Source organism: Candidatus Hydrogenedentota bacterium (assembly GCA_016791475.1).
In the GTDB taxonomy this organism is placed as follows: domain Bacteria; phylum Hydrogenedentota; class Hydrogenedentia; order Hydrogenedentales; family JAEUWI01; genus JAEUWI01.
This window is the reverse complement of sequence record JAEUWI010000009.1, coordinates 132,819-156,524: the sequence shown is the minus strand read 5'-3', so window position 1 is coordinate 156,524 and position 23,706 is coordinate 132,819. Positions and strand designations below refer to the sequence as shown.

Genomic DNA, 23,706 nt, shown 5'->3' with positions numbered 1-23,706 from the left:
AAACCGCACGGGGGCGCGGTGCGGGACCACACCTGCCAGCGGCCGCCAGCCCCGTGTCACGGGCTCTGCGGCGGCCGGGCAGTGTGATCCGGGCGCCCTCATCCGCGGCGGATCCGGCGTTCAGCAAGGCAGATCTAAGTTGTGTAACCTGAATCAGGGGAAATCATGTCACGTAAAGCCTGGATAATTCTGATAGCATCCACTCTCGCGGTCGGGCTTCTCTGCGCGGCGGGCGTGGCGGCGCTCATTCTGGTGCCCCGCTATCGCGCCGCCCAGAGTCTGGTAACGGCCCGCCAGTTCGTCAGCGAGGGCAAGCCGGACCTTTCCCGCCGACCCTACAAAGAGTACCTCTACAAGAATGGGAATGATGTCGCCGTCCTCGACGAATACATCGGGGTCTGTAAAGGGGTGATGACCGATCGCCGGCGTGTGCTGGCCGACGCGGGCCGGATTATAAGTCGGCTCATTCAGTTGGAGCCGGAAAACCCCCAACGCAAAACCCAGCTCTTTGACTTCTACCGCCAGTACCGGTTCTGGTCCGAACTCGAAGGCGCGATCAGCCTCTATGGCGGGGATGATCTCGCCGCGCTGGAATATGATCGCGTGGTCGCCATTCACGAGCAAGGCCGCCTCGAAGAGGCCCTCACCGAGCTCCAGGCCTACATTGATCGCGGCATCGACCTGCGCGACACACCCCTCCGAAAGGCCCGGGCCCATGTCGCCCTGCGCGATATTCCCGCGGCCGACGCCGTCTTCCCGCCCCTCCTGGAGAAGTACCCCGACGACACGTCGCTCCGCGTACACTATGCGGCCTACCTGCTCGATCAGGAAAATAGTCGTGACGCCAAGGCCCAGCTCGACTCCGTTCCCGCGGATCGGCGCGAGCAGGTCGACTACGTGATTGCGTCCATCCGGCTCCACCTCGCGCTCGAAGATTTCGAGACCGCCGTGGCCCTGGCCGAGACGGCCCTGGCGGCAAGCCCGGACAACGTCGACCTTCAACTTAACTACGTGCTGGCGCTGGAACGCGCCGGCAAACGCGATGTCGCCATGGACTACGTCCAGAAAATGGACCCGATCCAGCGCATCGACACGCCCGGCTTCATCATGTTCCTGACGGAGATGCGCCTCGAAGCGGGGGATGCCGACGGCGCGGATGAAGCGCGTCAGATGTACGTCAAGGCCTATCCGGACCAGCAATCGATCGATCAGTACCTCAGTGGGCGAATCCTTCTCGAACGGAGAAAGCTGCCGGAGGCGCGCGACAAGTTTGCCATTGCCGTCGAGATGAACCCCAACCTGCACCGTGCAAACTACTTCCTCGCCCTCTGCGAACTCGAACTCGGCGAAAAGTCCAAGGCCCGCGGGCCGCTCGAACAGTTCCTCGACAGCAATCCCAAAGACCAGCAGGCGCGACGCCTGTGGGCCCGCAATTTCGGTTCGGCCCCCTCGACCTCCGAGTTGCAGGCGCGAAGCACCCGTCTGCTGAGCGAGACCGAGACCGACGTCAACGAATTGATGTTCACCATCGAGGACCTCCTACAGCATCGCCAGGAGGCGGAGCAGTCAACGGCGTTGCGCCTTATCGAAAAAGCGATCGCCATCGCCCCGCGCGATCCCCGCGGTTACAGCGCCCTCGCCGGATTTCGGCTGGAGCGGGGTGAAACCGAGCTGGCGGAACAGGTACTGCGGGACGCCGCCGCCGCCGGCGTCGATCAGTCCAGCTTCTCTCTGATCCGAACAAGTATCCTGCTGGTTAAGGGAGACAAAGATGGAGCCATAGCCTCCGCCAAAGCTTTCCTCGAAAAAAGTCCCAGCGCCGAGGCGAGAACGTGGGGCGCCTTTTTCGCCCGGCAGGGCTATTTCACCGAAGGCGACGCACTCGTGAAGGAGTTCGGGGGCGAGGCGATTCCCTCCAGTGAGTCGGATGACTCACTGCTTTTCCGCCTTTCACTGGCGCTCCAGTATGGAAATCTTGAGGCGGCACGCGCGCGGGTGGCCGAAGCGGAAGCCGCGCGCGGCTCGGATCCCGCCCTGGCACCCTCCCTCAACCGCATGCGCCTCGCCTTTGCGGAGGGGCTCGTGATGAACTCGAGTGAGATCCCCCGGGACGAGGTGGACGGCCTCCTCGCCCTCGTCCGACAGACCGAGCCCCAGAACGACGGTCTCAAAATCGTCGAAGCGCGGCTCATGCTCAAAGGGCCCCTGCCCGACCTGCAGGGGGCCCGCGATCTCGTGGACACCATCGCCGAGGCCTCGCCCGTCTTTTTGCAGGGGCAGCAGCTTCAGGCGGAGATGGCGTCGATGCAGGGCGACAACAGAAAGGTCGTCGAGCTATGCAACGCCATTCTGGAGCGCACCCCCGGCAATACCCAGGTCCGCCACCTTCTCGGCGATGCCCAACTCGACCTGGGCGAACCGGAAGAGGCCCAGCGAACCTTCGAGCAGATTCTATCTTTTGACCGGAGCGATTCACGCGCGATGCGCGTGCTGGTCCGAATTTACGAACAAATGCAGTTTCACCCGCGTGCCGACGAAATGTTCGCCCGTTTCAAAGAAAGCGGCCGCAATCGACCCGGGCACGACGCCCAGGTGGAAGAGCTCCGCAAGTTCCTGAATAGGAGAGGCGGTGAAAACGCCGAACCGGTCGCCGGGAGCGACGCTACACCGAGCGACAGCGCCACCTACGCCGAATTGACAAACGACGTCACCGCGCTCGTAAACGAGAAGAATTACGCCGAGGCCATCGCCCGGGTGGAGGCCTATCTCAAGCAGTACCCCGATCGGGCCGAACCCTGGGTGCTGAAGGGGCAGGTGATACTCCGGCAGGGCGAAGGCGCCGATCTCGGCGCGGCGTCCACCGCATTCACCCGCGCCCAGATCATCATCGCCGACTACAAACCCGCCCTTCGGGGCCAGATCGAGGTGCAGGCCCGGAGCAATCCTCCCATGGCCATTTCCTTGTGCGAGCGCTATCTCCGCACCTACGAAGACGACTCGGATATCATGTTCCTCCTTGCCACGCTGCTCGCGCAGGCTCCCGACCGGCGCGAGGAGTCCCTCGCCTGGATTGGCAAGGCCATCACCCTCGAAAGGCGGCCCACCTTCGTCCGATTCCGGTCCTATCTGTTGATCCAGATGGCGCGCCCCGATGAGGCCATCGCCGAACTGACGGAATTTATCAAGGTGGCGGGCGCCTCAACGGCCGAAGACGAGATGACCCTGGCCGAGGCCCACCTCGCCAAGAACGACAAGGCGGGCGCCCGGGAGCGTCTTCAGGCCGCCGCGAAGTTGATCCCCGTGGGGGATTCACAATTGACGGAGCGCTTGAAGAAGCTCGAAGCCCTGGTCGCGGCGGAAGGAGCAAATTGATGAGCGGGAGTAGTTTCACGGCCGCCCCCCGGCCACTGCTGGCGGATTCGTTTCGCCGAGGCCGGACCACCTGGATCCTGGCTATCGCGGCGGTTTTCGGGCTCGTCGTCGCGGCGTACTGGCATTCCTTCACGGATATCTATTTCGGAGCGACCGCGCCCGAGTCGCTCTATTCCCACGCGATGTTCATCCCGCTGATCAGCCTCTTCTTCGTCTGGCGCCAGCGCGAATCCCTCGGCAAGGCCCCGCTGGCGCCCTCCCCGCTGCTGGGTTATCCGCTCCTGGGGCTGGGCTGCCTCATGCTGCTGGTCGGGGACTTCCTGGGCTTCATGACCCTCGTCCATTTCTCCCTGCTCCCGGTCGTCTGCGGACTGTGCTTCCTCATGCTGGGCCGCTCCGCCACGGTCGCCCTCTGGTTTCCCTTGGCCTTTCTTTTCTTCATGCTCCCTCCGCCCTATTCCATCATCTCCGTCATTTCGTTTAAGAGCAAGATGCTCGCGACCGAGTCCGCGGTGCACCTCGGCCAGTTGCTCACCTTGAATTTCGTGCAGGACGGCTCTTATGTGTTTCTCGGCTCGGAGGATCGCCTCATGGTCGGCGATGTGTGCGGCGGTATGCGCTCCCTGATCGCCCTGCTCGCCTTCGGCGCGCTCATGGCCTACATCAGCAAGACCCGGGGCTGGGCCCGGATCGTCATCCTGCTGATTTCGCCCGCCGTCGCTATCGCGGCCAACGTCGCCCGCATCTTCTTTCTCTGCGTGGTCGGCTACATCTGGGGCAGCGAAGCGGCCACGGGCATCGTCCACGACGCGTCGGGCATCGGCATCTTCGCCTTCGCATTCGTGCTTCTTTTTGGCGCGGAGGCGCTGTTGCGAAAGATCGCCCCCGCCCCGGAATCCAAAGAGGAACAGTCATGATCCACTACATCGCAGGCATCGCCATTCTGCTCGTAAGCGCGGCGCTCCACTGGGGGATCAATCTCAAGCGGGACTGGGCCGCCGCCGCGGGCGTCGCCACGGTCAGCCTGGATCTACCCGCCCAGGTCGGGCCCTATCGCCAGAACGGCGAGGATATCGATCCCGGCGACGTGGTGCGAAAGGCCCTCGAAGTCGGGAAGTCGGACATCCTCATGCGTTACTACACGGCCCCGAACGGCGCGCCGATCCTCGTCACGATCGTGTATGCCGGTCAGAAGCGGCGCAGCCTCCACTTTCCCGAGGTCTGCCTGGTGGGCCAGGGCTGGGAAGTGGAGCAGGCCTACTCGGCCCCCGTCGGGATCGAGTTCGAGGCGCGCCGCCTCGTGATCTTTCGCGGCGACGACGAGCAGGCGGTGTTGTACTGGCTGAAGACCGGCAAACGATTTACAAGCAGCACCTTCATGAACGCCATTTACTGGGCCCGGGAGCAGTTGCTGTTCGGGACCCCCACCTCATCCATGATTAAATTGAGCATGCCCGTCCTGAAGAAGATGGGGCAGGACGACGAAGAGGCCTTTGCCGTACTGGACGACTTTGCCAGCCGGCTCGGCCCCATACTGTTGGAGAACGACTACCTTGATTAATATGGGAAGGATCACCATGGACCACCTTAGCTATGCTGCCCGAATGCGGCAATTGACCCTCTGCGTGTTGTGCTGCGCCGTGTTGCTGGCCGCGGGCTGCAGTGGACGCCGCAGTGAACAGTACCGCGGGGAGGGCGACACGCTCTTCACGCTCGGACGCCTGGACGAGGCCAAAGCCGCCTATCAGAAATCCGCCGAGACCAATCCCGAGAATCCCATGGCCCAGCTCGGGCTCGCCCGCTGCGCCTTCAAGGGTGGGGATATTGAACTCGCCCTGACGTTCTTTGAAAAGGCGCGCACGCTCAACCCGGCGCTGCCCGAGAGCTACACGGAGCCGGTGATGCACCTGGTGGACCTGCAGCGCACCGACGACGCGCTCGCCATCGCGGAGGCCTTCCTCAAAGTGGCCCCGGAAAAGGGCGGACTCCTTCACAGCGCCGTACTCCTGAAGGCCGATCGTACCGCTGATGCCATCACCGAACTCGAAAATTTGGGAAAGCAGTTCCCCGAGTCGTCCGACGTAAAGCTCAACCTCGGCGTTGCCTATGCCCAGGGCGGTAAGAACGACGAGGCCGTCGCGCTGCTCAAGGAAGTGTCCCAGGGCGCATCCCCCGTCTCGACCGCGGCCCACCTGGCCCTGATTGAGGTCTACCAGTCGCAGGGCAAAGTGGCGGAGCTGCTGGCGGAGTTCGAGAGCCTCGCGGCCGCCCTACCCGACGATGGGGGAATTCAGACGGGCCATGCCCGGGCGCTCCTCCTGGCGGGCAAGACCGAAGAGGCCGAAGCAAAAGCCCGCAAGATCCTGGAGAAGGATCCCGCCGCCGGCTGGGCGAACTATGTCGTAGGCGCCGTAAAGCTCAGCCAGAGCGCTTTCGAAGAAGCGGTACCCTTCCTGGAAAGCGCGGCCACCGCCCTGCCCGAGGAAAAAGCCGTGTCCGCCCTTCTCGCCCAGGCCAAGTCCGGTAAGTTGCCGTCGGAAGTCGAGACGGCCCCGGTCGCCGCGCCCGCCGCAATCGCGCGCAACCCCGAGTCCCTCACCTGGCGCGACCTGTGGAAGCAGGCGGCCCTCAAGCGACTCGTCAGCAACCGCGACACCTACCTTGCCGAAGGCGGCAATGAAGTCCGGGAAGTGCTGGTGCTCTCGGCACTCTTCACGCAGGACGTGGGCCTCGCCCGCGAATTGTCCGGGGCCCTGCCCGCCGAGTCGCGCGTGGGCCAGTTCTTCAAAGCCATGGATTCCCGCGACCCCAAGGTGGTCACGGCCCTGTTTGAAGAGTGGAAGCCGGAAGCGCCCGAAGAGCTTATCCTCCGCGATAACGCCCTGGGCTTCGCCATGGCGAGCGGCGCTGCCCGCGGTCAGGCCCTGTCGCTCTTCTTGTTCACCCTGGAGCGTTTTCCCGACAACATGGTCGCGCTCTACAACATCGCCCAGGTCTTCCGCTCCGTGCGTCAGCCGATTATCGCCGCCCAGCAGTTGCAGCGTTTGATCGTACAGTATCCCGAAAATATCGACGCGCACCAGATGCTCTACAGCGCGCTGCGCGAGGGCGGCGCCTTCGAGCCCGCGCGCAAAGCCGCCGAGGCAAGCTATACGCTCTTTCCAGAAGAACGGTGGAGCTTTCTCTACCTCGGGCAGGCCTATCTGGACACGGGCGAACCGGAACTGGCCCTGCAGGTGCTGAACCGCGCGTCCGGCTTGTTTGAAGGCGACCCGGAGATCGAACTGGCCAAGGGCGGGATCCATGCCCGCCTCGGCGACTGCGCCCAGACCCGCGCCGTGCTGGAGGGCATAACCTCCACGGCGCCCAGAATTATCGCCGACCGGGCCAATCTTCTCGCCCTCTGTGCCCTGCAGGAAGGGGACTGGGCCACCGTGGGTACCCTGGCGGACGCCGCCGATCCCGCGTTCTGGCCCGAAAGTCTACGTGTCATGAAGACCCTTTCCGCTCTTCAGGCGGATAATGTGGACGGGGCCGTGGCCGCGCTGACGGTGCCCGGCGCCGATCAACCCGCCGCCGGCAAGCTCGGACTTATTTTCACCTCCGCGCTCGGTGTGGCGGTGGAGGGGCTCAACGACGACGAACAGGCCTGGGCTTCCACGCTTGGGGCGGATCGCGAACTGATGCTGGCCTACGGGGCCACACTCGCCCTTCAGATGGGCCGACTTTACAACGCGTCGTGGGCGAGTTATGAAAAGAACCTCGCCGGTCGCACGCCCCACCTCGCCATCGCCCAGCTTGCCATCGCGGCGCTCCAGTTCGGCGACAAGGTGGATGGCGCGAAGGAGAAAGGCCAGGCCATCGTAGACACCGTGGCCGCCGATCCGCGCGCCTGGATCGCCTATGCCGAACTCCTCAAGAGCCTGGGCGACGCCGAAGGCGAAGCCCAGTCCATGGAGAAGGCCATCGCCACGGGTGCGGACAGCCCCGAAGTCTGGTCCCGGAATGGCGCCATGCTTGAAAAGAAGAAGGACTACAAGGGCGCCGCGGAGAGCTATCGCAAGCTCGTCGCCTTGCAGCCTGAAAACGCTCCGGCGGCCAACAACCTGGCCTATATGCTCCTGATGGCGGGCGGCAACGACGAGGAAGCCCTCAAGTTTGCCACCGCCGCTCAGGAAAAGGTGCCGAATAATCCGGGTATACTCCACACGCTGGGCCTCGCGCAGATGCGCACCGGCGACCTGGAGGCCAGCCGGACGACCCTCGGCCGCGCCGCCGAAATTGATCCGGCCAATCCCACCATCTCCTTCGACTTCGGTCGTGTGCTCATGAAGCTGGGCGACAAGGAAAAGGCCAAAGAGCGTATCCGCTATTCTCTCGGCATCAGTGCGCGCGCGGGACTCGAATTCCCCGAACAGGCCGAAGCGGAGAGTCTTTTGACGGAGCTGAACTAGTACAATGAATTTCTGAATTGCCCATGATTTCAACGGCGCCGCAGTCCTGCCGGGATTGCGGCGCCGGACCTGTAATGGCACCGGCTCGCAATGCCTTGCGAGCGGCGGAACCGGGTGCGGAGGTCCGCGCCCACAACGGCCAGTGCGGCCTGGATACGGCCATGGAAGATCACACTCGTCTCCAAAGAGCGGCAATTTTCAAGGGCTTTGACGCGGACGCCGTTGATCTCGTCGCTTCACTCGGGCGCACGGAATTCCTCCAGGGCGGGAACGTTATCTTTCGCCAGGGAGATGAAGGAAGCTACCTCTACATTGTCCTGGAGGGAAGCGTCTCCATCTATTGCGGGGATAAATGTATCGCGAAATGCCGCGCCCTGGAGGCCTTCGGGGAGATGGCCGCCTTCCGGCCCCGCCACCGTTCGGCAACCGCCCGCGCGGTTACAGACGTACGACTGCTCGTGCTGGATGAGAAGGCGGTAAACAATCTGCTCAACGGTCCCCTTGCCATTCCCTTCCTCCTGAACGTGATAGACGTCCTGAGTCAACGCCTGGAGGCGGGCAACACTTGGATTGCGTCCAGCCTGGAAGCACAGCGGCGACACACTGGACCGCACTGAGGCGGCATGTTGTCAGAACTGACAACTTGTCGGTCCCTTGTGACTATGCACGACGTGGCGACGCCACCCGATTTACCGCGATCTCCCCGCCCCCGCCCACCCCGCCCCCATACCCTGTCCTGAAACGATACATTTTGGTATCTTTTCGGGTAAGAGCCCACCGAATGGGCTTCGCTCACTCGTAAAATAGTAGTCATCTTTGACTATGTTAAGATCGTGTTAAGCTCGGCAGAACCTCTTTCTTGACACCTTCTTATTCACTCTTGACAACTATCAACCATAGTCGCATCGGTTTTTGTGTGTTTTTGATTATGGAAAAGTTGGCACGCAACATGCTTTATAGAGACAACCAAGTTAAAGGTAACGGAAGTTAACTGGTTCCAAATGAAATTGAAACGTTGAGTGAAGCAACAATCCAACCCACAACCAAAAACACAGGAGAAGTTGAGTAATGAAAAAGACAATCGCAATGCTGGCAATCGGCGCGGCCTTCAGCATGGCCTCCACGGCGGGTGCCATCACGGTTGACGGTAGCTGGTCCGACTGGTTCAACTACGCCGGCAACGCCGGTTTCAACACGTGGAATGAGAATGCGGTTACCACGCTGAACGCGAACATCCGCACGCTGAACGACGAAGAAGGCCCCACCCCCGGTGGCGGCGGTCAGAACTATGACATCGAGCAGATCTTCTACTACTACGATGACACCGATCCGAATGCGTCCACGGGTGGCGTTTTCTACATCGGCATGGTAACGGGTTTCCCGCCCCAGGGCATGCCCGCTGACGGCCTCTATGCCGGCGACTTCTTCCTTGACCTCGGCAACACCGGTGGCTACACCCACGCCATCGCGGTGAGCACCGCTGCTCAGGACGCGGCCCGTTACGGCCGGATGTTCGGCAACACCGGCGCACCGAACTGGTCCGTCCTCAACCCCGCTCCCTTCGTCGCCTCCACCCCGTGGCGCGTTGACGAGACCCAGGCGGGTGCGGTTGACGTGACCGGTTCCTACAACCCCTCCATCGCTATCGCCCTGACCGGCAAGCACTACTTCTACGAGATCGCTTTTGACGTCAGCGGTACCGATGAAGACATCCTGGTCGACCCGAACAACGGCGGTATCGGCATCCACTGGACGATGCAGTGCGGCAACGACGTGATTGACGTCCGCGACGACAACCCCTTCGTCCCGGTTCCGGAACCCTCCACCTTCGCCCTTCTGGGCATGGGTATGCTGGGTGTGGCCCTGCGCCGCAAGTTCAGCGCCTGATTACTGGCTGAAAAGAACCGAGATCTTCCGAATCAATAAAAGGCAGCCTGACCTTCGGGTCAGGCTGCCTCGTTTTGTTCAGTTGATAGTTGACAGTTGATAGTTGATAGTTGATAGTTGATAGTTGATAGTTGACGTCGGGGTTGGTGTTTCAGTCATCGGGGTTCGGTGTAAAGCGCAATCTCACGTTAATCGCCCTGTCCACTGTCTGCTGTTCGCTCTACCCTTTCCCCTTTCCCCTTTCCCCTTTCCCCCTTTCACTTTCCACTTTCCACTTTCCACTTTCCACTTTCCACTTTCCACTTTCCACTTTCCACTGTCCACTGTCCACTGTCCACTGTCAAACCCCTTCTCCTTTTGAACACTTTCCCGTACCTTTGCTAGACTAGTGGGCTGAGTGGGGTGCTTCACGATGTATAGAAAGAAGGTGTTATGGCCGACTCGAAGGCCCTTGTAAAGGCGCAAACCCTGAAGGGGTTTCAAGACTTCCTCTCGGGGGAGGTGATGTTGCGCAGCGAAGTCATGCGTCGTATCGAGGCCATCTTCCAGACCTACGGCTTTGCCCCGGTGGAAACGCCCGCCCTGGAGTACCTCGATGTGCTGCTCGGTGCCGGCGGCGAGGAGACCAACAAGGAGCTCTTTCGGCTGGAAAGCCCCGAGGGAGAAGCCATTGCCCTTCGCTTTGACCTGACCGTGCCCTTCGCGCGCCTGCTTTCCCAGTATCCTGAACAGATCAAGGCTCCCTTCCGGCGCTATGCCATGGGCCCGGTGTGGCGCGCGGACAAGCCCGGTCCGGGCCGATTTCGCCAGTTTACCCAGGTGGACATCGATGCCGCGGGCGCGACGGCCATGGCCGTGGATGGAGAAATCATCGCGGTGATGTGCGCCGTAATGGCCGCGCTGGAGGTGCCCGAGTACCTGGTGCTGATCAACAACCGCAAGCTGATCGACGCACTCCTGGAGGACTGCGGCATCGTGGAGTCCGGCAGACAAAAGCATGTGCTTCGCGTAATCGATAAACTGGGCAAAGCCGGCGCCGCCAACGTGCGGCTGGAACTGGGCGGCGGCCGTGTGGACGACTCCGGCGATCCCATACCCGGTGTGGGGCTGGAAGAGGCCACCATCGACCGCATCATGGGCTTCGTGGCCATGACGGGAGAGAAGCGGGCGGATGTGCTGTCGGCGATGGAAGGGGCCCTGACGGGCAGCCCGCTGGCGGTGGAGGCCCTGGGCGAAATGCGGGAGCTGGCGGAGGCCCTGGAGGCGCTCGGCGTTGATGAGACGCGCACGCGCTTCGATCCGAGCCTGGCTCGAGGCCTGGACTATTACACCGGCCCCGTCTTCGAGATGATCCTGCCCCAGGCGCCCGCCTTCGGAACCGTCATGGGCGGCGGGCGATACAACCAGCTCGTGGAGCGCTTTGCCCACCAGGCCATCCCCTGCACGGGCATGTCGGTCGGACTGGACCGATTGCTCGCGGCGCTGCTGCACCTGGAGGCAGTGCGACCCGTGACGACGCCGGTGCAGGCGCTCGTGGTGACCATGGGCAACGTGCCGAAGGCCGAAACCCTCAAGGTAGCCCGTGCGCTCCGCGATGCGGGGATCCGTACGGAAACCTACTTTGCCAGCAAGAAGAAGATGCAGATGGGCAATCAACTGAGCCACGCCGACCACTACGGGATCCCGGTCGCCGTCATCATCGGCGAGGACGAGATCGCCCAGCGCGTCGTTTCGGTGAAAGATCTGAACGCCGGCAAGGCGGGCCGGGAGGAGATTGCCGATCGGGAAGCCTATCGGGAAGCTGGAAAGACCGGCCAGGTCACCGTGGCCCGAAGTGAGATGGTTTCGGCGGTGCGCGCCGTGCTCGGGCTCCCCCATTGATCGCGCGCTCGGCGCAAAGTTGAACTGTCCAACCGTAGAAGCAGACAATACAAAGCGACCTGAATGCGGGAAACCGGGAGGGCCGTGGAAGCGTATGTGTATGGTGTGCAGGTAAGTATTTCAGGTAGTTAACGGACGAAAAGTAACCTATTATTACCTTTCGCAGATTTATATTGAGTCTGTTAAGAAAAGGCTTGCGGTTCGACGCGTTACGGTATATGCTAGCTACACTTATGGAGAATTCTTTTCGTCCTGGACGGGTGCCGGGGCGTGTTCGTCACGCGATTGATCGGTTCACTCGCGCGCTCGGATAGGCTACGGGGTGGTTTGTGTTCGGGAACACATCAACCTGGCAACGAAGTAAGGTATGACGATGCGCAACAAGCTTTGTGTGAAGAAATTCGGTGTGTATGGGGGGGCTCGCGTGACGCTCCTGGCGGCGGCAATGGTCGCTGTCGGGCTATCGGGACCGCCCGTGACGGCGGAGGTGTTTACAGTCAACCAGTTCTCCGTGCAGGATGTGGGCAATCACGATGCGGCGGACGACGGTGATGCGCTGCTTGGGGACGGCATTGCGGAGCGCGATGTCGGTCGAGGCGACACCACTCTGCGCGCGGCGATAGAAGAGGCCAACGCCTTTCCCGGTCACGATATCATCATGGTCCCGGGCGGGAATTCGACCAAACACTACACCGACTTGCCCGCGTTGACCGATCCATCGGGCGTCACCATCATGAGCTTCGGCACCGGCAAGTTTACGATTGACGGGTCGAGCTCGGGAGACCGTCTGGAAGCTTACGCATCGCTTATCAACGGGTCTTTCGCCGCGCTCGACGTCAATCCCACGGATGCTCTACTTTCCTTCGCGGAGGCGATCCAGATTCGGTTCGTAAATTCCGACGGAGTGGACAACATATTTCACAATCTATTTAATATCAACATTGCCGATTTCCGGCAGTTGGACATCGACAACGACAATTTTCTCAGCGCAGCGGAACTGACGGCCGTCAATCCAGACGTGCCCGGACTCATCATCCAGAGTCCGAACAATAACATACTAGACATACTGATTACCGGGTGCGCAGGCGCGGGTATCAAAATCCAGGGAGCCACCGCGTCGAACAATGCTATCCAGGGTTGCTTGATCGGCAACGACGGCACGGCCGATAAGGGCAATGACGATCACGGCATTCTTATCGAGAACGGCGCGCACGACAATCTCATCGGCGGGACAACGGTAGAAGACCGCAACGTAATTTCCGGCAACGGGTCTGAAGAAGTCGACGCAGATAAGATTTCGAAAGCCTTCGGCCACGGCATCATGATCCGGGGCGCGGGCACCTCGCGTAACGTGGTCATAGGCAACTATATCGGCGTGGATGCCACTGGCGAACTCGATCTCGCCAACGCGTTCAGCGGGATCGAGATTCGCGACGGTGCCTCGGACAACATAATCGGCGGCACGACGGCGGAGGAGCGCAACATAATCTCGGCCAACGGAAACAGCCCGGATGGCTGCGGCGATAACTGCGGGTTCGGATTCGCCAGCGCTTACGGGCATGGCGTTCTTTTGAACGACGCGTCCGACAACATCATTCAGGGCAATTGGATCGGAGTGACCGCGAGCGGAGAAGGGCTGCAGAACAAAGGGGCCGGCGTGACCGTGGACGAATTTTCGTTGAACACGATAATCGGCGGGACCACGCCCGAAGCCGGGAACATAATTTCAACCCACGCGAACACGACGCTCTTCAACAACGCAGGCATTCTCCTGTTCGGCTCGATCGGCACTGTAATCCAGAACAATAACATCGGCCTCGGGCCGGATGGCAGTAGCGCGCAACTTAACGAGCACGGGATCGAGATGTACAACTGCACCGGCACTGTGATCGGCGGGGTCGGCCGCGGCAACATCATTTCGGGCAATCTGCGTGGCGTGCTCATCGAAAGCTGCCGAAATATTGTGATGCAGGGCAACCTTGTGGGGACGACGGTGGACGGCACCGCGGCGTCTCCCAACCAGGACTCCGGCGTTGTGGTTCGAGGGGGGCTTACCGCTCCGAATTTCATCCGGATTGGCGGCAGCGGAGCGGGCGAGGGCAACGTCATTTCCGGCAATGTCGACGACGGAATTATCCTGAATGGGGTAACAGCCGGATCGGATAGTCCCGTAGTGTTTATCGAGGGAAATAAAATAGGTACCGACATTACCGGCACCCAGGCGCTCGGAAACTCAGTCGTGGGAATTCTGCTTGACAGCGGCGCGGAATATGTAAACATCGGCGGGCCGGGCGCTGGCCAGGGCAACATCATTTCCGGAAACGGGCTCGACGGGATCCGCGCGGCGCGAAGCTTAGGCGGTGAAGAGGTCAACCATGTCGTCATACAGGGCAACCTGATCGGCACGGCGGCCAACGGCACAACGTTCCTTCCGAACGGCGAAAGCGGCGTGACGCTGCTGGAAGGCGCCAATCAAAACACCGTGGGCGGCACGGCGGCCGGCGAGTCAAACGTGATCGCTGCCAACGGGCTGTTCGGCGTGCGTATCAAGGGCGGGAGCTTGCACCTGACAGACCGGAACACCGTCCGCGGGAACTCGATTTACCGGAACGCGAACGAAGGCATCAAGCTGCAGGTCGAGGGCATCGAGACGGCCAATGACAATATTGCGGCACCCGTGATCGAACTTATAGGTCCGGTATCGGGTACGGGACCGGCGAACGCGACAATCGACATCTATGGCGATGCGGATGAGGAAGGGCGACTCTATCTGGGCCAGGCGACGGCTGACGGCTCGGGCGCCTTCTCTGCGGCGCTTGATCTCTCCGCTCTAGCTACCCTTTCGCTGGATTCGCTTACCGCGACCGCGACCGACGCCGAAGGCAATACTTCGGAGTTCTCCGCCCCGTTTGTGGTCGAGCCTCCGTCGGTAGACACGCAGCCGACCAGCGTAGTGGTCGTCGAGGGCGAAGCCTTCAGCCTCAATACGGAAGCCTCCGGCTCCGAACCGCTGTCTTACCAGTGGCAATTCCTTCCAACGGATGGCGCCGAGTTTGAGGATCTCACCGACGGCGGAACGCTCTCCGGCGCGACCACCAACGGCTTCTCCAACAGCAGCGCACAGTTGACCGACGAAGGCAGCTATCAGTGCGTGGTTACCAATGCGGTGGACACGGTCACCACGATCGTGGTCACGGTAGACGTTATTCCGGCCAATACGGCCACCGCGGTGGTTTCCGGGCTGACCGACGTCTCCGACGCCAACACGACCTCGCCGGCCCACCTGATCGTGAATCCCGGCGTGGATGGCGTAATTTCGCTCCGTGAAGCGATTATCGCGGCGAACAACCGCGCGGGCGCGGATGCCATCACCTTCGATGTGGCCGGCACGATCACCCTTCAGGGCGGTCTGCCGAGCCTGAACGACGCGGACGGCGGCACCACCATCGACGGCGCGGGCGACATCGTCCTGGATGGCGCGAATCTTGGCGGCAGCATTGTCGGCCTTCAGCTCTCCAGCGCCGAGAACGTGCTCTCGGGCCTGACCATCATCAACTTCCCCGGCCATGGCGTCAGTATCTCCGGCGTCGCGGCGACGGCGAACAGCGTGGTTGGCTGCCAGATCGGCACGAACGGCACGGCTATCCGCGCCAACGGCGGTCACGGCATCGAGATCGCGGACCTCGCCTCGGCCAACATCATTGGCGGTGTGGACGCGGCCAGCCGCAACATCATCTCCGGCAACGAGCGCAGCGGTGTCTATGTGACGGGCGCGCCGGACAACGTAGTAACCGGCAACTACATCGGCCTGTCGGCCAGCGGCCTGGCGGCGATCGCCAACGATGAAGCCGGTGTAACTCTGATCGACGGCGCCACGGGCACCGCGATTGGTGGCGACGCCGCCGGTGAAGGAAACGTGATCTCCGCCAACAACGATTCAGGCGTGGTGATCAGCGGCGCGGGCACCGCGGGCAACATCGTGTCCGGAAACATCATCGGTCTGGCCGCCAACGGGACCAGCCAGCTCGGCAATGTGGCGCAGGGCGTGGCCCTATTCGACGGCGCCTCCGACAACGTGATCGGCGGCACGGCGATAGAAGCCGGCAATATCATCAGCGGCAACGCCGGCGCGGCGGTGCTGGTGGACGGCGCGGCGACGATTCAGAACACGATCCGCTTCAACCAGATCACGGACAATTTTGGTACGGGTATCGAGCTGAGCAATGACGGCAACCTTCAACTGGCCGCCCCGGTTATCACGGGTCTCGGCTCCGTAAACGGAACGGCGGTTCCCGGCAGCACGGTTGACCTCTACACGAGCACCGACGGGCAGGGTGAAACCTACCTGGCGACCGCGGTGGCGGACGGCAACGGCGACTTCACCAGCCCGGTGGACGTGGAGCCGGTCGTGGGCCTCTTCATCACCGCGACGGCCACGGATGCTTCGGGCAACACGTCTGAATTCAGCGACGGGTTCTTCGTGGACCTCGAACCCCCGGTCCTGACCCTGCTGGGCGCGACGCCGGTCACGGTCCAGTGTGGCAGCCTCTATGAGGATGCCGGTGCGACGGCCCTCGATGACGTGGACGGCAACATCACCCACCGCATCGTGGAGACCATTACCTTCGGCGGCAACACCGTTGGGTCCGTCAATACCAGCGTGCTCGGAACCTACACGATCACCTACGAAGTGAGCGACAATGCGGGCCAGGTGGCCACGCCGGTGACGCGCACGGTGGACGTGGTCGACACCACGGCCCCGGTGATCACCCTCAACGGCGCTTCCGCCCTGCTGCTGGAATGCGGCGCGACCTACACGGAGGCGGGCGCTTCCGCGACCGACGGCTGCGATGGTGACCTTGAAGTGACCATCCTCGGCACGGTTGACCCGACCACGCCGGGTGTCTACCCGATCCTGTATCGCGTCAGCGATGCGCAGGGCAATGCGGCGACCGACGTAACCCGCACGGTTACCGTGGCCGATACGACGCGCCCGGTGATCTCGGTCCTCGGCTCGCTTGCCGTGACCCTGGAATGCGGCGACCCCTATCTGGACGCCGGGGCGACCGTTTCCGACGTCTGCGACTCCGCGGTTGAAGTGGAGACGGACAATCCGGTGGAGCCCGGCGTGCCGGGCGTCTACACGGTGCTGTACGACGCCACCGACGCCTCCGGAAACGAGGCGGGCCAGGCCTTCCGCACGGTCACCGTGGTGGATACGACGGCGCCGGTGATCACGCTCCTGGGCGGCAGCGACATCACCGTTGAATGCGGCGTGCCCTATAACGAACCCGGCGCGGTTGTAAACGACACCTGCGAAAACGACATCGACTTCATCGTCACGGGCACGGTCAACACCAGCGTCCCCGGCAACTACACGCTGGTCTATTCCGCCAGCGATTCGGCCGGCAACGTGGCGGAGACGGTGACGCGCATCGTGCGTGTTGCGGACAATGCCATCCCCGTGATCACGCTGAATGGCGCCTCCACGGTGAACGTGGAATGCGGCGGCACCTACACGGAAGCCGGGGCCACGGCCTCCGACAACTGTGAAGGCGACCTGAGCGACTCCATCGTGATCTCGGGTTCCGTGAACACGAGCGTGGCGGGCACCTACACCATCAACTACGACGTGGCCGACAGCATCGGCAACCGCGCCGCGCGCGTATCCCGCACGGTGATCGTGGCCGTCTGCCCGGCGCCCTGCGAAGACCAGTGCGCGGGCGATCCCGACAATGCGATTGACGAAGACGGCGACGGCCTCACGGCGTGTATCGAAACCTGCCTGGGCACCAGCGACTCCGAGATCGACAGCGACGGCGACGGCGTGCCGGACGGCACGGAAGTGGACAACGGGACGGATCCCGTGCTGCCCGATTCCGAGCTGGATATTGACGGCGACGGCCTGACCCAGTTGGAAGAGTTCATTTTCGACTCCGACGCGCTCGATCCGAACAGCCCGGCGATTTCCTTCTTCGTCTCCGCCGGCGGTGCCGACACGGTGGGCGGTGGCAGTTCCACTTCGCCGTGGGCCACCATCTCCTACGCCATTGCCCAGTCGGGCGCTTCCGCGGTCAACCCCGTACGCATTGTAATCGCGGACGGCAACTATCCGGAAGATGTGGAGTTGCTTCCCTGGGTGGTTCTTGTGGGAGCCGTGGGCGCGCTGCCGCGCATCGAGGGCACCGTCTTCGGCGCGGACAACAGCGGTCTGGTCAATCTGGAGATCGCGGCCTTCACCAGCGACGAAGTGATGCTGGTGATGGACGACGTGGCGATGGCCCTGGAGAACGTGGTCTTCCGCGGATCGGCCGCCCGCCCGGCGGCCGGCATCCTCGCGGACGGCGCGCGCTCGGCCCTGAGCACGATTGACGGCTGCTTCTTCACCAGCGTCTCCATCGGCATCGATGTGGGCGGCGCTTTGCCGAACATCCGCCGCTGCACCTTTGAGGACACCACCATCGCGGGCGTATTCGTCCGCGACACGGCGACCATTGGCGCGGGCGCGTCCATGGGCGATGTGGACGATCCTTCGACCGGGTCGAACCTGTTCAGCGGGATCTCCCAGGGCCGGGCGATCATCAATGAACTCACCACGACCCTGCTGGCCCAGCAGAACGACTGGGGCACGCTGGACGCCAATCTTGTCCAGCGCGACCTCATCAGCGGACCGGTAACAATCGCGCCGCTGCTCGCGCCGGGCAGCGCCGCCGACACGGCGAGCCTGTACGTGACGGTGTGGACCGCCGACACGCAGAACCGGATCCGCACGGCGGCGGTTACCGCGACAGCCAGTGGTGGCGCTTCGGTAACGGTGGAAGCCAACAGCAATGGCGTCTACCCGCTGCCGATTCTTCGCGCCGGAGCCTACACCATCGAGGTGGAGGCGAACGGCTACGAAGGTGAGTCCCTGTCCGTGACCTTGGAGCCGGGCCAGCTCGGATCACAGATCGTGGCCCTGCAGTTGCCGGAAGACAAGGCGGGCGGCCCGAGTTGCTATGGCGCACCGGGGTCGTCCCTGGGCTTCGGGCCGAGCGATCTTCTGGTGGCGGCCCTCCTCCTCGGCGCAATGCTGGCGGGTTCACGGATCCGGCGGTCTGACGCCGGAAACTAATTCGGATAACCGATATCCGGGCGGAGCGCGGTGACCGCGCTCCGCCCGGTTTTTTATTTCTATCCCATTCCAAATAAATGGGATAGGCTCTTTCACGCCCGTGGAATTGCCGGTGTGGCGTGACGAATTTCGAGTTGAGTCATACTGTTAGTGGCTGTCAACGAGACCGGGCGAATAAAAGAGCCACTTGACAATGGAATTCGTCGGGTATAATAAGGCAAGTGTGAACGGATCCATCTATGCGCCGTGGTGTGCGTGCGCGATCCAGGCAAAGAGTCAGGAAGAAGGGTCGCCGCGAGCAGCGGCGATACAGGCGGGTGTACGAATGATACGATTGAAAGCCCTATACGGCGCGGTGTTTTTTTCCGGAGCGCTGCTTGCGCTGAATAATCCCACGTGGGCGGCGAGCGCCGTGGTCGATACCCTGGGCGACGTGCTGGATGGCGACGTGACATCCATCAACGCCCTTGCGGCCACGCCCGGCCCGGACGGAAAGGTGTCGCTCCGTGAGGCGATCACCGCGGCCAACAATACCTCGGGCAGTGACGACATCACCTTCTCGGTGAGCGGTACTATCGAAGTGCTCTCCGAGCTGCCGGCGCTCAGCGACACCTCGGGGAATCTAATTCTCCATGGCGGCGGCGCGATCACCCTGAGAAACAACAGCGGGCTCAGCACCGTTGACGGCCTGGTGCTGACCAGCGGCGCGAATGACGTACGCGGTCTTACCATACGCGGTTTCGCCTCGGGCATCCATATCAAAGGTTCCTCGGCCTCCATCAACATCGTCTCGGAGTGCGTCATCGGCGGCACGCGCGAGGGCGATGGCCCGCTGGTGGATCCAAACAGCATCGGAATTACCATCGGTGAAGGCGCATCACAAAACTTCATCGGGATGGGCGTTTCGAATTCGGGAAACGTGCTTTCCAACAATCAACTGCACGGGCTGCTCATCGACGGCGGTTCTTTTGACAATACCGTACGCCGTAACCGGATCGGCACCACGGCGGACGGTCAGGCCGCGGCTCCGAACGAGCTCAGCGGCATCGTGCTCAACAATGCCCATGGCAACATGATCGGCGGCGCGTCCGCGGCCGATGGCAATCTGATTTCGGGTAACCGGGATAACGGCGTTCTAATCCTGAATCTGTCGTCGCAAAACTCCCTGCACAATAACACCATCGGTCTCGACTTGGAAAAACAGGTTGCCGTGCCCAACGGAACCGGCATCCTGATCGGGTCCAGCTCCACGGAGAACTCCATCGGCCAGCCGTCCCTCGCGCGGGGCAACACGATTTCGGGCAATACGGGCCACGGCATCAGCATACAAAACGCCGGGAACAACGCGATTCTCGGCAACGTGATCGGCGGTCAGTACGCGGGCTTGGAAGTGCTCGGCAATGGCGGCGACGGTATCTCCATATCCGGCATTTCCGAAGGCAATCGAATCGGCGACGGCACCTTCTCCGGGGACAATACCATCAACTTCAACGTCGGTGACGGCGTGCGGCTGGATGGTGCGGCGACCAAGCGCAACCCGATAAGCCAGAACGAGATTTTCGACAACGGCGGACTTCCGATACGCCTGCTCAATGGCGCTCAGGAAGGTGTGACGGCGCCAAGCCTGGATCCGGTGCTTCCGGGCGAGCCGGTCTTCGGTTTCTCCTCCGCCCCGGGCGCGGTGGAGCTCTTTGAGATCGACGAAAGCGGATTCTTCTTCCTGGAGCGGGTCACTGTCGATGGCAAGGGCGGCTTCCAGACCTCATTCCCGATCAGTCGCACAGAGAAGAGCACGATCGTAGCCACGGTGACCGACCCAAACCAGAATACATCGGAGTTCAGCGCGCCCCAGGTCATCCCGGCCACCTTGAACGGGACGCCGGTCCAATTGCTCGACCTCTATCTTGAATTCGACTCCAATCTCGACGAGCATCTCAATTTTGCCGAATATCAAGCCGGAACGGGTCGGAACAGCGCCTCCTTCACGGCGGCGGACACCAACGCCGACGGACTGCTGTCCTTCGAGGAGCTCTTCGCGGCATCCGTCCTGGAATCGTCCTTTACGCAGGTGGTGGTGACCACCCTGAACGACGTCGCCGATGCGCCCAGTACCGACACGCTTTCGGCATTGCTGCTGGACTCCGGTTCGGACGGGAAAATATCGCTTCGCGAAGTCCTGCTCGCCACACAGTCCGAGTTCAATGTGTATATAACGTTTTCCGAAGCGGGCACCATCCAGCCGGTTTCGGAGTTGCCACCGGTCGGCCCGATCTCCGCGCGGATATACATCGACGGTCGGGGCGAGGTGGTGCTCGACGGCGCGCTCCTCTCCGGCGAGGCGAGCGGCATGATCCTCACGGGCACGTCCGGGCAGATTTCCGGACTGCAGATCGTCAATTTTCCGGGCGCGGGCGTGAAGATCACGGGCGAATTCGCATTCACCAATTATGTTCGATCCTGCCGCATCGGAACGGATGGCGTTGGCGCCCTGGGCAACGGCGTGGGCATTCTGATCAATGCCGGCGCTCAGTCCAGTGCGGTCGGCGGCGGACTTTCCTCCCTCCGAAACATCATCTCGGGCAACACCACCACGGGCATCGTCGTGGATGGCGGCGACACGACGTACACAACCATCGCGAGCAACTTTATCGGTGTCGACGCAACCGGGGAGAACGCGCTTCCCAATGTGAAGAACGGCATCGTACTCTCGAATGGCACGAGCTTCAATTTCATCGCCTCCGCCGGCGGTTACGGCCTGCCCAACATCATTGCGGGCAACGGCGACGGCACCGAAGGGGGTGGCATCGTCATCAGCGGCGGCGCGAATCGCAACTTCATCCTCGGGAGCCAGATTGGTTCGGCGGACGGCGCAACTTCCGCGTTGGCCAACAATCCCCATGGCATAGCGATCTCAAGCGGGGGCCATTCAAACTTCATAGGCCTGGCGGAAGAGGAGTCTTCCAAGGGCGCCATCCGGCAGGCCAAGGGCGCCGTACGGAAGGGCGTACTCCCCGTCAACTTCCTCACGCCGAATACAATCGCCGGGAATGTGGCGGACGGCATTCGGATTGATGGCGAGACTTCGCTGCGGAACACGATGCTCTACAATTCCATCTTCAATAACGGCGGCGACGCGATTTCCCTGCTGAACGGCGCCAACGGCGGTGTCGCGGCGCCCGAGATCAGAACGGCGCTCAGCCAGCTTGTCGCGGGCGTCGGCGCGCCCAACGGCCTGGTGCAAGTGTTCTCCGACGAAGTCGACGAGGCCCAGTACACCGTGGGCCTGGCCCAGTGCGACTCGGAGGGGAACTGGAGCATCGAGTTGGACAAGACGACCAAAGAGATTCGCTTCTATACCGCCGCCGTCACGGATGCACTGGGCAATACCTCCGCGCTCAGCGAGCCGGCGGAGATCGGCGTACTGCCGGAGTGTACGGACCCCGAGGCCGACGGCGACGGCGATGGAGTCACCGACTGCGACGAGGCGATCGAAGGTACGGATCCCGAATTGCCCGACACGGACGGCGACGGCATGCCGGATGGCTTTGAAATCGAGTTTGCTTTGAATCCCCTTTCGGTGGACGACGCCGCGCTGGACAATGATCACGACTTCCTGAGTAATCTGGAAGAGTACCTGGGCGGTACGGACCCGAATGTCGCGGACAATGTGGACATCACGCTCCACGTGGACAGCGAGATCGGCGTGGACGGCCCGGACAACGGCGCCCTCGATAATCCGCTTCGCACGATTGGCTTTGCCATGGCGCGTGCGGCCGGCGCGCCGGGCACGGTGAAGTTTGTGCGCCTGGCGGCCGGGGAATATGCCGAGGATGTCGCCCTGGCGGCGGGCGTGACCCTGAGCGGTCCCGTGGATGATCCGGAGGTCCCCGACGACACGGCGGTCATCATTGGCGTCGTTTCGGGCGCGGTCGGCGCCGTGGTCGAAGATGTGACCATCCTCTCGCAGGACGGCACCGAAACCCTGCTCAATATGGACAGCAGCGACATGATCGTGCGCCGAGTCCAGTTTATCGGACTGGACACGAACCGCGCGGGCGCGGGTGTGCTGGCTCAGGGCTCGGCTTCGGCCTCGGGGCTCGTGGACGACTGTGACTTCGTTGATTTGGGCGTGGGCGTGGAGATCACCGGCGGTTTGCCGGTGGTTCGCAAGTCGCTCTTCCAGGATCCGGGTACGGCGGGCATTGCGGTTCGCGAGACTGCGGACGTGAGCGGCGACGAAGGCCTCAGCACTTCCCTCGATTCGGAAAGCGGTTTCAATACGTTCACCTTCGATCCGGCGGCGGAGAACCCCGTGGCGGAGCCGGTCGCGGTAATCAACGAGACCGATGTCGAGCTCCGCATGGAGAACAACGACTGGGGAACGGACAATGACGGCGCGGTCACCGCGCTCATCAGCGGGCCGGCGGACTTCTCGCCCAAGCTCGCCGCAGGCTCCGCGATTCTCGCCTCCACCGTAATCTGCACCATATTCGACGACCGAACGCAGGCCCGGGTGACCAACGGCAGCGCCGCGCTCGAAGTGAGTGGATTCCGACCGGTTACCAACAATGACAACGGCGTCTATGCGTTCCCGGCCGTGCTTGAAGGCGGGTATCAAATCATCGGTGCCGCGACGGGCTTCAACGAAAACTCCGTGGCCTTCGACGTAGGCGCGGCGGAAATCAAGAGTGTTGTGCTGCCCCTGTCCGCGCTGAATGGCGGCGAAGGCGAAGGTGAAGGCGAAGGTGAAGGCGAGAAGGATCCGGGCCGACCCGCGTCCTGCGGGCCGGGCGCATCCGGTGGTACGCTCTGGGGTGACCTGAGCCTCGTAGTGCTGCTGCTGGCCGTCCTTTCCATTCGTTTCGGCAGGTCCGGCGCGGGCGACCAATCGCCCCGGTCCTGACCGGTAACAGTCATCTCTGTCGCCGCCGCGCGGGCATCCCGGCCCGCGCGGCGGCCTTCTTTTGGCGCGTTGTAAACGGGTCGGAGCGGTGGTAT

General features: G+C 62.4%; 9 protein-coding genes. All 9 read left to right on the top strand.

Features of this window, described 5'->3' with window-relative positions; translation table 11 throughout:
* Positions 1-165: 165 nt before the first annotated feature.
* Entirely contained in the window at positions 166-3,372 is a 3,207-nt protein-coding gene (locus tag JNK74_07130; protein MBL7645950.1) for a tetratricopeptide repeat protein, read from the top strand.
* Positions 3,372-4,289, top strand: a complete 918-nt coding sequence (locus JNK74_07125) for an exosortase/archaeosortase family protein (protein MBL7645949.1) — start codon at positions 3,372-3,374, stop codon at positions 4,287-4,289. The genes JNK74_07130 and JNK74_07125 overlap by 1 nt, the downstream gene beginning before the upstream one ends.
* Entirely contained in the window at positions 4,286-4,933 is a 648-nt protein-coding gene (locus JNK74_07120) for an EpsI family protein (protein MBL7645948.1), read from the top strand. The genes JNK74_07125 and JNK74_07120 overlap by 4 nt, the downstream gene beginning before the upstream one ends.
* Positions 4,934-4,949: 16 nt before the next feature.
* Positions 4,950-7,826: a tetratricopeptide repeat protein gene (locus JNK74_07115; protein MBL7645947.1), complete on the top strand. Its 2,877-nt coding sequence runs from the start codon at positions 4,950-4,952 to the stop codon at positions 7,824-7,826.
* 74 nt (positions 7,827-7,900) lie between these two features.
* The gene (locus JNK74_07110; protein ID MBL7645946.1) at positions 7,901-8,443 is read left to right on the top strand and encodes a cyclic nucleotide-binding domain-containing protein; all 543 of its coding nucleotides are present in this window, start codon (positions 7,901-7,903) and stop codon (positions 8,441-8,443) included.
* A gap of 451 nt (positions 8,444-8,894) precedes the next feature.
* Positions 8,895-9,713, top strand: a complete 819-nt coding sequence (locus JNK74_07105) for a PEP-CTERM sorting domain-containing protein (protein MBL7645945.1) — start codon at positions 8,895-8,897, stop codon at positions 9,711-9,713.
* A 432-nt stretch (positions 9,714-10,145) separates the two neighbouring features.
* A complete protein-coding gene (hisS, locus tag JNK74_07100; protein MBL7645944.1) occupies positions 10,146-11,594 on the top strand; it encodes a histidine--tRNA ligase in 1,449 nt (482 codons plus the stop codon).
* Between the two features lie 367 nt (positions 11,595-11,961).
* Positions 11,962-18,708: a DUF5011 domain-containing protein gene (locus tag JNK74_07095; GenBank protein ID MBL7645943.1), complete on the top strand. Its 6,747-nt coding sequence runs from the start codon at positions 11,962-11,964 to the stop codon at positions 18,706-18,708.
* A gap of 325 nt (positions 18,709-19,033) precedes the next feature.
* A complete protein-coding gene (locus JNK74_07090; protein ID MBL7645942.1) occupies positions 19,034-23,611 on the top strand; it encodes a hypothetical protein in 4,578 nt (1,525 codons plus the stop codon).
* The last annotated feature ends 95 nt before the right edge of the window (positions 23,612-23,706 follow it).